Origin of the sequence: Streptosporangium sp. NPDC050284 (assembly GCF_044459525.1) — a bacterium.
GTDB lineage: Bacteria > Actinomycetota > Actinomycetes > Streptosporangiales > Streptosporangiaceae > Streptosporangium.
In genome coordinates this window covers 415,579-427,418 of record NZ_JBITIZ010000005.1, presented here as the reverse complement: position 1 = coordinate 427,418, position 11,840 = coordinate 415,579, and the positions used below count along the sequence as shown (strand labels likewise).

Below are 11,840 nucleotides of genomic sequence, written 5' to 3'. Positions count from 1 at the left end.
CGCGGGCACGGGAGGCGGTGATGGCTTCGATCTTGGCCTGTGCGGCGGCGGCCGCGGCGTGGAAGGCCTCCATCGTCTCCTTGGAGGCGGGCGGGGCCGCGGGGTCGCTCGCCTCGGCGGAGGTCGCGGGACCGCCTCCCGCCGGACCCGCCGTCCTGCCCGAGGGCGCGGTGGAGCCGCCCCCTCCGGCCTGGGTCGCGGGACCCGGTGTCCGGCCCCGGGGCACGGCGGGGCCGGTGGCCGCCCTGGGAACGGCTGTCCCCGGTGGCTGGGCACCCGGAGGTCGGGTGCGGGCGCGGATGGAGGCCGCGTCGTCGTCGGCACGGATGGCGCCGAAGGTCACCGTCTGCTCGCCGGGGGATTCCTTGTCGTCCGACGAGGTGTCGTCAGGCGGCTCCTGGGGGGTGCCGGCGAGGCGAGGGTCACGGCCACCACCCGGTTGAGGGGGCCTGTTGGACGCCGATTTCACGGTACTCGCTCCGCTCGAACCATCTCGACCTCCTGGCCGACCTTCACGACATCGCCGACGATCACGATCGCAGGTGGTCGAATCCCAGCCGCGCTCACACGCTCCGCCACGGTGGACAGCGTGGCGTAAAGAGCGCGTTGGGTGGGAAGGGTACCGTCCTGTACCACCATTACGGGAGTTTCCGGCGAACGGCCATCACGAATCAGCGCTTCGGTTATCGCGCCGATTCGTTCGACCGCCATCATAAGCACCAGTGTTCCGCCGGATCTTGCCAGATTAGGCCAGTCGACGGTGGATCTCTCATCACCCGGCGGAACATGTACGGAAATCACGTGAAATTCCTGGCTCACGCCGCGATGGGTCACGGGGACGTTCGCCGCGGCGGGCACCGCGATCGGGCTGGTGATGCCGGGAACCACGGTGACCGGGATGCCCTCGCGGGCGCAGGCGAGCATCTCCTCGCCGCCGCGACCGAAGACGAACGGGTCGCCGCCCTTGAGCCTGACCACGAACTTGCCCTGTTTGGCGTGCTCGATCAGCAGTTCGTTGATCCGCTCCTGGGCCATGTAACGACCATAGGGGATCTTGGCGGCGTCGATCAGCTCGACGTCCGGCGAGAGCTCGTCGAGCAGAGGTTGCGGGGCGAGGCGGTCGGCGACGACCACGTCGGCCTGGGCCAGCAGCTGCCGCCCGCGGACCGTGATCAGGCCGGGGTCGCCGGGCCCTCCGCCGACCAGGGCGACGCCGACCGGCTTGGTACGGTTGCGCCTGGCGTCGACCGTGCCGTCCCTGAGGGCTCCGACGACGGCGTCCCTGATCCCGGCGGCGCGGCGGGGGTCGCCTCCGGCGGTGATCGCCACGCTGATCTCGTCCACCTTGCCGCTGGCCGGGGTCCAGGCCGCCGAGGCGTCCTTGTCGTCGGCGCGTACGCACCAGATGCGCTTGGCCTCCGCCTCCGCGGCCACCGCGGCGTTCACCGCGCGGTCGTTCGTGCAGGCCTGCACCAGCCAGGCCCCGTCGACGTCGCCGACCTGGTAGCGCCTCGCCTCCCAGGTCACGCGACCCGTGGCGATGAGGTCGTCGAGGGCGTGCGTGACGCTCGTCGAGACGACGGTGACCAGGGCGCCCGCGTCGAGCAGCGCCGGCACCCGCCGCTGGGCGACGCGCCCTCCGCCCACGACGAGCACTCGCCGCCCGGAGAGGCGCAAGCCAAGCAGGTACGGCGACATGGCGACCGATCTCCCATTCACGAGGAATTGCGAAGCATGGCGTGCTAGGAGGTAAACCTACCGGCTAATGGCGCCCGCTTCACTGCGCCCGTGTTAACAGCTGTCAAGACAGGGCTGACCGCTGTCAACCTGCCGCCCCAAGACTTCCGTACTTGACTTCCTCCCCGCGACCGAAGCCGGAGGATTCCCGCGGCTGATCTGCGGACAAGCCGCGACCGTGACGGTTGGATCAGGTTTCCTTGTCCGTCACACCGGCGGAATCGAAGGTCGCGACCTCGTGCATCACCCTGACGGCCGCACAGACGATGGGGTGGGCGAGCAGGCCACCCGTACCCTCGCCGAGCCGGAGTTCCAGCTCGACCAGGGGCCGCAGGCCGAGGTGATCCAGGGCGACGGCGTGGCCGGGTTCGGCCGAACGGTGCCCCGCCACACAGTGGTCGACGACGTCGGGGGCGAGGGCCGCCGCCGCCAGCGCCGCCGCCCCGGCGATGACACCGTCCAGGATGACCGGTACGCGAAGAGCCGCCCCGGCGAGGACGAATCCGGCGATCGCGGCGTGCTCCAGGCCGCCGACCGCGGCCAGCGTCCGCAGCGCGGACATCTCCGAGGCACTGTCCCGTTCGAGCTCCAGGCCGTTCGCCCGCAGGGCCTCGCGGACCACCTCGACCTTGCGCGCGAGGGTCTCGTCGTCGACACCGGTGCCCCTGCCGGTCACCACGGCCGCGTCGTGCCCGGTGAACGCGCAGATCAGTGCGGCCGAGGCGGTGGTGTTGGCGATGCCCATGTCGCCGGTGATCAGGCAGCGGGCGCCTCCCTCGACGAGGTCGCGGGCCACGGCGATGCCGGCCTCCAGTGCCGCGACCGCCTGCTCCGGGGTCATCGCGGGTCCGGCGGACAGGTCCGCGGTGCCGTACGCGACCTTGCTGATCGTCAGGCCGGGCGCGGGGTCGAGGTCGGCGGCCACACCGACGTCGACGACCGTCACCGAGACGCCGGCCTGGACGGCGAAGGCGTTGGCCACGGCGCCGCCCGCGAGGAAGTTGCCGACCATCTGCAGGGTGACCTCCCTCGGCCACGGGCTCACGCCCCTGGCGTGGACGCCGTGGTCGGCCGCGAAGATCGCCAGAGCCGCGGGGGCGGGGAGGGGCGGAGGGCTCACCGCCGCGGCTCCCGCCAGTCGTACCGCCACGTCCTCCAGGGCGCCCAGCGCGCCACGGGGCTTGGTCAGGCGGTCCTGGTGGGCGCGGGCTTCGGCGACGGCCGCCGGGTCCGCGGGACGGATCGCCGCGATGGTCTCCTCAAGGGTGGTCATATGATCATTCTCCCTTGAATACGGATTTTCGGGAAAATACCGAAAAGTCATACCAAGCTGCCGGGGATCGACGGATCACCAGGCGATGCCGCTGAGCGCCTCCTCGTAACGCTCGATGACCACGTCGGCCAGGCCCTCGCAGTCGCCGATGACGTCGGCGCAGCGGACGTCCAGATTCGGGTGTCCGGCCGCGTAGGCCATCGCCTGTGCCCAGACGCGGTCGAGCAGGCCACCGGCGAACAGCAGGTAGGGGACGACGATCACGCGCTTGGCGCCGAGGCGGCGGCAGCGCTCGATGCCGCCGGGTACGCCGGGCGGGGTGAGGGAGACGAAGGCCGTCTCCACGGTCATGTACTCGTGGGCGTGGGTCTCCCAGAAGAGGCGGGAGACCCGGTGCACGTCGGCGTTCGTCTCGGGACTGGTGGAGCCGTCGCCGACCAGGACCACGGCGGTCTCACCGATCTCGATGTGCTCGGGCTCGTCGTCGAACACCCCGGCGGCGGCCGGGACGAGCCGGAGGCTGGCGACCTCGGCCGCCGCGTCGGCCAGACGCTCGGCGAGCAGCGCGAGGATGCGCGGGTCCGAGCCGAGGGGACGGCCGTAGTCGCAGGTCAGCATGGGGTGCCTCTCCTGCTCGCGGGCCATCGCCGAAGGGATGTCCGCGCCGAGCCACACGTCTCCGGCGAGGCTCATCGGCTGGGCCACCATCCGGTGGTGCCCGCGAGCGACCAGCGAGGCGACGGAGTCGCTGAGGCGCGGTCTGGCCCTGGCGATGTAACCACCGGAGACGTCCACTGCCGTCTGATCCAGGCGGCAGCGGAGCCGATGGATGAACCTGCCGAATTCAGCGGATCCATTGTCGTCGTGCGAGCCCTGCCCGATGAGCAGCAGCGGCGGTTTCGTGACTCCTCCGCCCCCTGAGGGGAGCGGCTTCTCGCTTCCCTCGACGGAGGTAGGCGACGGCCAAGCCCTGACCGCTTCAGACATCGGAACCATAGCAGGGAAGCAATTCACCTGCCGGGTAAATCCGGCAGTCCCCTCGCTAAATATCATGGAACAGGACTCCAATGACCTTGACCTGGGACTACGCAGTAGCGAATCGCGACCATATCCGATTTCGGCACCGCATGAACAGGTAACGGATCGGTAAATTCTATCTTTTCTTCCCGTTGATCCCGCGGATGACGAAGATCGGATCGACCGCGGCGGGCGACGCTCCCCAGCGGGTCGGCCCATGTGGATCACACGCCCTGGCGCGTCAACCAGGCTCGCGGGAGACGTCCGGCACGGCCACGCCGCCGTTCCACATCCCGCGTACCCTCCCCGCCCGTTCCCCCCTCCCGACCAGGCATGACGTCCATCGCGCCGCCCGCGACACGAGAATCCCGCGTGGATCAGGACAGATCGCTTCTGAGCATTCCCAACACCACGATGTCGCGCGGGCCGTCCTCCCCCAGGTCGGCGGCGCGAAGTACGCCCTCCCTGACGAAACCGGCCTTCTCCGCGACCCGCAGGGAGGCCGTGTTGTCCAGGGCGGCGCGAAGCTCGATCCTGCGCATCTCCGTGGTCTCGAACACCCAGCGCGCCACACCGAGCAGGGCCTCGGTGGCGTAACCCCGGTCCCGGTGCAGCGGATGCACCCCGTACCCGACCTCGGTGGTCCCCGCACCCCAGAGGGTCCTGAAGAGGCTGATCGCGCCCACGATCAGCCCGTCGGCCTCCATCGCCAGGTGCACGCCCTGGCCGGAGCGGTGCAACTCGTGCACGCCGTGGGAGAGCCACTGGGAGATGCCCGACGGGTGCCCGGGGGCGCCTGGCGGCAGGAACCTGTCACGCGCCCTGATCACCGAGCGGACGCGAGGGGCGTCACCCGGGCGGAAGGGCCGGATCACGAGCCGGCCGGTCAGGATCGGCGGATCGGGTACGAAGGCGGTCACGCGCCCTCCTTGCCGGGGGATGTGTGGTCCCAACCTCACCTCGGCGGGACCCGCCCGCGCAAGATCCCGATCCTGCCCGGACGGGCCGGATCGGCATCCGAAGGGAACGGCTCAACGGACGACGAGTCGGTGGTGATCATCCAGACCGGGCCGGCTCGGGGTGCGGCTCAGCGGACGACGACCTCCGTCGGCGAGGATCGTCCCCGCCGAACCGGCTGGAGGTGTGACGGCTCAGCGGACGATGACGACCTCCAGCGTGCGTGGGCCGTGCACGCCCTCCACCCGGTTCAGCTCGATGTCGCTGGTCGCGGAGGGGCCGCTGATCCAGGTCAGCGGCCTGGTGGGGTCGAGCCTGCCGACGGCCTCTGGGACTCCTGCCACGATCTGCCCGGCCCGCACCACGCACAGGTGGTAGTCGGGGACCAGGGTGAGTGCCCGCCGCCCCTGGCCGGGTCCGGCGTCCAGCACGATGGTGCCGGTCACCGCGATCGCGACCGCGCATCCGGTGACGACCCCGTCCACCCCGTCCAGTTCCACCGCGCTCAGCGGAGGGTCGTCGGTGACCGGATCGTCCGGCGCCCACTCCGGCGGCAGTCCCTCAGGGACGACCAGCCGGGCGGCGCCCCGCCGGGCCAGCGCCGCCGCGATCGTCGCGGCGACCTCCGCCTCGTCCACCACGTGGACGACGGCCCGGTAGTCGGCCACACGCTCGGCGAACAGCTCCACCGCGCCCTCCGGGGCCGCCGGCCCCGGTGACGTGCGGTAGGCGCGGGTGATCTCGACGTCGGGAGCTCCGGCCACGGCGGAGCGGATCCTCGCCAGGATCCGCTCCTTGGCCCCCGTACCGGAGAGGTCGTCCGTACCCGAGGAGCCGCCCGTACCGGAAAGACCACCCGCAGCCGAGGAACCGCTCTTGTGGGGGAGGTCGCCCGCACCCGAGGAGGCACCGGACGGGCGCCCGGGACCGGGCGCGGGGGATGCTGCTCCGGCGGTCATCGGGCACCTCCGTCGGTACGGTTCCACCAGTCGCGGAAGGACTCGGCGGGGATGTCGGGAATGTCGCGGGTGTCGGTCCAGGCGGAGAGCGGCCCTGGCAGGCGGCCGGGGACGAACCTGCGCAGGCGTCCGCCGAACCGCTGGGCGCGTGCCAGCCGCGTGGGGCGGTCGAACACCCACCCGGCGGCGCGCATGCCCAGGCGCTCGGCGCGCGCGTGGCGGACCTTGCCGCGCAGGTGGACCAGGACCTCGGGGATGTCGATCGCGACCGGACAGGCGTCGAAGCAGGCGCCGCAGAGAGTCGAGGCGTACGGCAGCGACGCGTCCAGCTCCGAGGCGGTCCCGCGCAACTGCGGGGTGAGGATCGCACCGATCGGTCCCGGATAGACCGATCCGTACGCGTGGCCTCCGGCGCGCTCGTAGACCGGGCAGACGTTGAGGCAGGCGGAGCAGCGGATGCAACGCAACGCCTGGCGGCCCACCTCGTCGGCGAGCACGTTCGTGCGGCCGTTGTCGAGCAGCACCAGGTGGAACTCCTGGCCCTCGGTCGCGCCCGTCCAGGTGGAGGTGTAGGGGTTCATCCGCTCGCCGGTGGAGCTCCTGGGCAGCAGCTGGAGGAAGACCTCCAGGTCCTGCCAGCTCGGCAGCAGTTTCTCGATGCCGACCACGCTGATCAGCGTCTCGGGCAGGGTGAGACACATCCGCCCGTTGCCCTCGGACTCCAGCACCACCAGCGTGCCGGTCTCGGCGATCATGAAGTTGGCGCCGGAGACGGCGACCCTGGTCGACAGGAAACGTTCGCGCAGGTGGAGCCTGGCGGCCTCGGCGAGAGCGCGGGGCTCGTCGGTCAGGTTCTCGGGCGCCGCGCGGCCCCAGTCGGCCATCTTCTCCTGGAAGATCTCGCGGATCTCCGAACGGTTGCGGTGGATCGCCGGGACCAGGATGTGCGAGGGCCAGTCGTCACCGAGCTGGACGATCAACTCGGCCAGGTCGGTCTCGTAGGCGGTGATGCCTTCTGCCAGGAGTGCCTCGTTGAGGCCGATCTCCTGGGTGGCCATCGACTTGACCTTGACCACGGTGGTCTCGCCGGTGGCCTTGACCAGGTCGGTGACGATCCTGTTCGCCTCCTCGGCGTCGGCCGCCCAGTGGACGTGGCCGCCCGCGGCGGTGACGGCCTCCTCCATGCGGAGCAGGTAGTGCTCCAGGTTGCGCAGGGTGTGGTCCTTGATCTCCTTGCCCGCCCGGCGGAGCTCGGCCCAGTCGGGCAGCTCGTCGACCACGAGGGCCCGCTTGCCGCGGATCGTGCGGGTGGCCCTGCGGAGGTTGTATCTGAGCTGCGAGTCCCGCACGGCGACCGCGGCGTTCGCCGGGAAGGCGGGCATGCCCAGGAACGTGCCGCTCACCGGTGGGCCTCCCTCACGTGAGTCCTCTCATCGACGCTCTTCTCGTCAACGCCCCTCCCACCGACGCCCCTCTCGCCGACGGCTCTCTCCCCTGCGGCTCTTTCACCGACGGCCGGGCCGCTCATCAGGTGGTCTCCGTGGCGGCGAGGATCTCGGCGAGGTGCATGATCCGCACACCGGTGCGCTGGCGTTTCAGGGTGCCGCCGATGTGCATCAGGCAGGAGTTGTCGGCGGCGCACAGCACCTCGGCGCCGGTGGTCGCGACGTTGTGCACCTTGTCGGCGCACATCGCCGCGGAGATCGCCGGGTTCTTCACCGCGAAGGTGCCGCCGAAGCCGCAGCACTCGTCGGCACCGGGTAGCGGGACCAGCTCCAGCCCCCTGACCTGCTCCAGCAGCCGGGTGGGCCGATCTCCCACGCGCAGGATCCGCATCGAGTGGCAGGTCGGGTGGTAGGTCACCCGGTGCGGGAAGTAGGCGCCCACGTCGGTGACGCCGAGGACGTCGACGAGGAACTCGGAGAGGTCGTAGACCCTGGGCACCAGCTCGGCCACCTCGGCGGCGAAGGATCCGGACTCGTCCGCTCGGGACGCCGGACCGGGGCGCGGGTCCTTCGGCGGAGCAGGCGATTCCGGCTCGCCCGCGAGAGGCGCCGGAGCGGGGCCCGAGCCTCTCGGCGGAGCCGTCCGGGGCGCCGAGGCCCCGACGGTCCCGGTGATCAGCCCCCCGGGGGACCCGGCCCTGACCTGGGCGGGGGCGGCGGCGGTGCGGGCGAGCCGGGGGTACTGCTCGCGGACCATCGCGGCGCACGATCCCGACGGCGCGACGACCGCGTCGTAGGGGGCGAAGACGTCCACGAAGTGCCGCGCGAGCCTCCTGCCCTCCTCGGGATATCCCGTGTTGACGTGCATCTGGCCGCAGCAGGTCTGGGCGGTGGGGAAGTCGACGTCGCATCCGAGGCGGCGCAGCAGCGTGACGACCGCCCGCCCGGTGCCGGGAAACAGGGTGTCGTTCACGCAGGTGACGAAGAGGGCGACGCGCACGGCGCTCCTTCCTTTCAATGGCCTGACCACAGTATGGTCTGACCATATTTCTCCACAAGAGGAGGTCCCCTTGAGCGGTTGGCAGCCGGTCCGGCGCACCCGGACGTTCGAGGAGGTGATCGCCCAGATCGAGCGCCGCATCGCGGACGACGGCCTCAGGGTCGGGGATCGCCTGCCCGGCGAGCGGCAACTCGCCGAGCAGCTACGGGTGAGCCGGTCGTCGGTACGCGAGGCGATGCGGGTGCTGGAGACGCTGGGAGTGGTCTCCTCGCAGGTCGGACGAGGTCCCGACGCGGGGGCCCTCCTCATCTCCAGGCCCGCCGAGGCCCTGAGCGACCTGCTCAGGCTCCACCTCGGGCTGGCGAACCTGTCGTTGGAGGAGGTCGTCGACGCCCGGTTGATGATCGAGAAGTGGTCGGTCTCGCACGCCGCCGTCCACGGGGCCGACCTGTCCGCCCTGACCGCCGCACTGGAGCGCATGGACGCCACGACGACGGCCGAGGAGTTCGTCGAGCACGACACGGACTTCCACGTCGCCATCGCCGAGGCCTCGGGCAACAGGCTGACCACCGCGATGATGCTCTCCCTGCGCGACTCGCTCCGCCGCTACGCGGTCGAGGCGGTCGAGCGCCTGGGCGACACCGCGGGGCTCATGGCCGACCACCGCCGGATCCACCGGGCCATCGCCGCCGGGGACGCGGCGGAGGCCTCGTCCGCCGTCGAGGACCACCTGCGACGGGCCTACCCCGGCATCTCACGTCCCCCACGGGCTGAGGATGATGAGGGGCTTGAAGGGCAACAGGGGCGGCCTGACCGAGTCGGCTGAGCGGCAGGAGGCGCCCGAGCAGGAGACCAGGGCGTCGAGTTGCCGGTTGAACTCGGCGATCACGGGGAGCGGGATCTCCGCGGCGAGGTTGTGAAGCTGGTAGGGATCCCTGACGACGTCGTAGATCTGGTACTCGCCGGTGGAGTAGCGGACGAAGGTGCTCTGGGCGGTCCGCATCCCCTGGTAGGCGGGGACCGGGGTCTGGCGGGCCGAATCCGGGCTGGTCGGGCGGTAGAACTCCAGCAGCACGTTCTGGCGCCACGAGGGCGGTGTCTCACCCCGCAGGAGCGGCAGCAGGGAGCGCCCCTCGGCGAAGTCGGGGAGCGTGACCCCGGCGAGCTGCGCGAACGTCGGGGCGAGGTCCACGCTCGCGGCCATGTCGCCGACGACGCGGCCCGCCTGCACACCGGGTCCCCTCACCAGCAGCGGCACCTTGATCGACTCATCGAAGGGCGTGGTCTTGCCCTGGCCGAGCCGGTGCTGGCCCAGGTGGAACCCGTTATCGGAGGAGAAAAAGATATACGTTTCATCGAGCTTGCCGGAGACCCTGAGCGATTCGACGAGGGCGCCCACCATGTCGTCCACGCCGAGCATCGCCCGGAGCCGGTCCCGGTAGTGCCGGTCGATCTTGCGGATCCTCGCAGCGTCGAACGGCGGGAGCGACCTGAGCCAGAGCGGCTCGGCACTGACATCCGCCTGGTCGAAGGACGGGGTGCGCGGGGCCACCACCCCGGCGAAGGCGGCCTCGTGCCGGGGGGCGTGGTTGGCCGGGTTGTGCGGGGCGACCGGGGCGAGATACAGGAAGAACGGATCCTGGCTCGGCTGGGAGACGAACGCCCTCGCCTTCGCGCTGAGCACGTCGGTCAGATAGTCCTGCGGCGCGAAGCCGTATTTCCGCAGCATGCCGTTCTCGTTGAGCGTGTAGCCGTACTCCTCGTACAGCCTGCGCACCGGCACGTCCCACTCGTCCCAGCCGGGAGGCACGTGGGTGGCGGAGGTGGCGCCGCCGGGATAGTGGTTGAGGTATTTGCCCATCAGCCCGGTGCGGTATCCGGCCGACTTCATCCAGGTCGCGATGTTGGAGCGTTCCAGGCCGGATGTGTAGTACTTGGTGAACCCCCCTTCGGGGGCGGTGTTGGTCAGCACGCCGTGGCTGTGCACGTACTGGCAGCGCATGATCGACGCACGTGAGGGACAGCACCAGGAGTTCGGCACGAAGAACCTGTCGAAGCCGGTGCCGCCCTGCGCGAGGAGATTCCAGATGTTGGGAAATCTCCGCAGATCACCCGCCTCCAGGTCGTCGACGAGGACAAACACGATGTTGGGCCGTCCCTGCGCGTGCGCCACGGCCGGGATCGTTCCCATGGCGGCGAGGGCGAGCAGCGACACCAGGGAGAGGAGTTTGCGAGCGGCGTTGAGCACAGAAACACGCTTCCCGAAAGACAGAATCTCGACACCTCACACTCGACCGACCAATATAGAACGTGTTCTAATTGCGGGATCCGTCCGGCGCCGCGTCGCGAGGAGAACCCCGTGAGCACCGACCTGAAGCTCGGCCTGAACCTCGGCTACTGGCAACGGAACGCCGACGACGCCACCGAACTCGTCCAGACCGCGGAGCGATTGGGTTATGAGTCCGTCTGGACCGCGGAAGCCTACGGTAGCGACGCCTTCACCCCCCTGGCCTGGTACGGCGCGCAGACATCCCGGATCAAACTAGGCACATCCGTGGTGCAGATCTCCGCCAGAACCCCGGCGGCGACCGCGATGACCGCGATGACCCTGGATCATCTCACCGGCGGGCGGCTGCTGCTCGGCATCGGCGCGTCGGGGCCCCAGGTCGTCGAGGGCTGGTACGGAAACCCGTTCCCCAGGCCGCTCGCCCGCACCCGCGAGTACGTCGAGATCATGCGCAAGGTGTGGCGCCGCGAGGAGCCGGTGACCAGCGACGGTGAGCACTATCCCCTCCCCTACCCGGGAGGCGCGAACCTCGGCAAGCCGCTGAAGCTGATCACCCACCCGCTGCGCGCCGAGATCCCTCTCTACCTGGGTGCGGAGGGGCCGAAGAACGTCGCGCTCGCCGCCGAGATCGCCGACGGCTGGCTGCCGCTGTTCGTGTTCCCCGAGAAGATCGAGCGGATGTACGGCCCCTCGCTCGCCGGCGCCGACCCCGGCTTCGACATCGCCGCCATGGTCATGACCCTCATCACCGACGACGTCCGAGCGGCGCTGGACGGGGTGAAGATGATGCTCACCCTCTACATCGGCGGCATGGGGGCCAAGGGCCGCAACTTCCACGCCGACATCATCGGCAGGATGGGCTACGCCGAGGCCGCCGAGGAGATCCAGGCCCTCTACCTGGCCGGACGCAGGGACGAGGCGTTCAACGCGATCCCCGACGAGCTGGCCGACGGCATCTCCCTGGTCGGCCCCGCGGGCCGCATCCGCGAACGCCTTGAGCTGTGGCGTAACAGCCCGGTGAGCAACCTCCTGGTGATGGGCCCTCGCGACGAGGCCTCCCTGAAGACCATCAGGGACCTCGTCCTGGGCTGACCCGTCCCGGGCGACGCCGCTCCTCCTCGCGCGAGGACCGCCCCGCCGCCCGCCGGTCTCGCCGTGCGGCGGG

Annotated in this window: 11 protein-coding genes; 3 read left to right on the top strand and 8 right to left on the bottom strand. The window is 70.6% G+C overall.

Translation table 11 applies throughout. From position 1 onward, the window contains the following. Positions 1-20: 20 nt before the first annotated feature. On the top strand, positions 21-443 hold the full coding sequence (locus ACIBH4_RS15270; RefSeq protein WP_362514771.1) for a hypothetical protein: 423 nt from the start codon (positions 21-23) through the stop codon (positions 441-443). Between the two features lie 22 nt (positions 444-465). Here the strand turns inward: ACIBH4_RS15270 and cobA are convergent, their stop codons facing one another. The 7 genes from cobA to ACIBH4_RS15235 form a co-directional block, all read right to left on the bottom strand. Next, positions 466-1,698, bottom strand: a complete 1,233-nt coding sequence (gene cobA / locus ACIBH4_RS15265) for a uroporphyrinogen-III C-methyltransferase (RefSeq protein WP_362514768.1) — start codon at positions 1,696-1,698, stop codon at positions 466-468. A gap of 229 nt (positions 1,699-1,927) precedes the next feature. After that, positions 1,928-3,010 carry a nicotinate-nucleotide--dimethylbenzimidazole phosphoribosyltransferase gene (gene cobT, locus ACIBH4_RS15260; protein ID WP_362514765.1) on the bottom strand — a complete coding sequence of 361 codons (1,083 nt, stop codon included), beginning with the start codon at positions 3,008-3,010 and terminating at the stop codon, positions 1,928-1,930. Positions 3,011-3,085: 75 nt separating this feature from the next. After that, a complete protein-coding gene (locus ACIBH4_RS15255) occupies positions 3,086-3,997 on the bottom strand; it encodes a sirohydrochlorin chelatase (protein WP_362514762.1) in 912 nt (303 codons plus the stop codon). Positions 3,998-4,404: 407 nt separating this feature from the next. After that, positions 4,405-4,947, bottom strand: a complete 543-nt coding sequence (locus tag ACIBH4_RS15250) for a GNAT family protein (protein ID WP_362766273.1) — start codon at positions 4,945-4,947, stop codon at positions 4,405-4,407. A 231-nt stretch (positions 4,948-5,178) separates the two neighbouring features. Continuing rightward, a complete protein-coding gene (locus ACIBH4_RS15245) occupies positions 5,179-5,943 on the bottom strand; it encodes an LUD domain-containing protein (protein WP_362766270.1) in 765 nt (254 codons plus the stop codon). After that, positions 5,940-7,346 (bottom strand): lactate utilization protein B, encoded by a 1,407-nt coding sequence (locus ACIBH4_RS15240; RefSeq protein WP_362766268.1) that lies wholly within the window; start codon positions 7,344-7,346, stop codon positions 5,940-5,942. The genes ACIBH4_RS15245 and ACIBH4_RS15240 overlap by 4 nt, the downstream gene beginning before the upstream one ends. A 124-nt stretch (positions 7,347-7,470) precedes the next feature. Beyond that, positions 7,471-8,388, bottom strand: a complete 918-nt coding sequence (locus ACIBH4_RS15235; RefSeq protein WP_362766265.1) for a heterodisulfide reductase-related iron-sulfur binding cluster — start codon at positions 8,386-8,388, stop codon at positions 7,471-7,473. 70 nt (positions 8,389-8,458) lie between these two features. Between ACIBH4_RS15235 and ACIBH4_RS15230 the strand changes: the two genes are divergently transcribed. Continuing rightward, positions 8,459-9,214, top strand: coding sequence for an FCD domain-containing protein (locus tag ACIBH4_RS15230; RefSeq protein WP_362514746.1), 756 nt, complete (start codon positions 8,459-8,461; stop codon positions 9,212-9,214). On the opposite strand, the gene ACIBH4_RS15225 is transcribed toward ACIBH4_RS15230, so the two are convergent. Next, a complete protein-coding gene (locus tag ACIBH4_RS15225) occupies positions 9,143-10,636 on the bottom strand; it encodes a sulfatase (protein WP_362514743.1) in 1,494 nt (497 codons plus the stop codon). The two genes, ACIBH4_RS15230 and ACIBH4_RS15225, sit on opposite strands and share 72 nt — an antisense overlap. Positions 10,637-10,747: 111 nt before the next feature. Between ACIBH4_RS15225 and ACIBH4_RS15220 the strand changes: the two genes are divergently transcribed. Further along, a complete protein-coding gene (locus ACIBH4_RS15220) occupies positions 10,748-11,767 on the top strand; it encodes an LLM class F420-dependent oxidoreductase (RefSeq protein ID WP_362766262.1) in 1,020 nt (339 codons plus the stop codon). Positions 11,768-11,840: the final 73 nt, after the last annotated feature.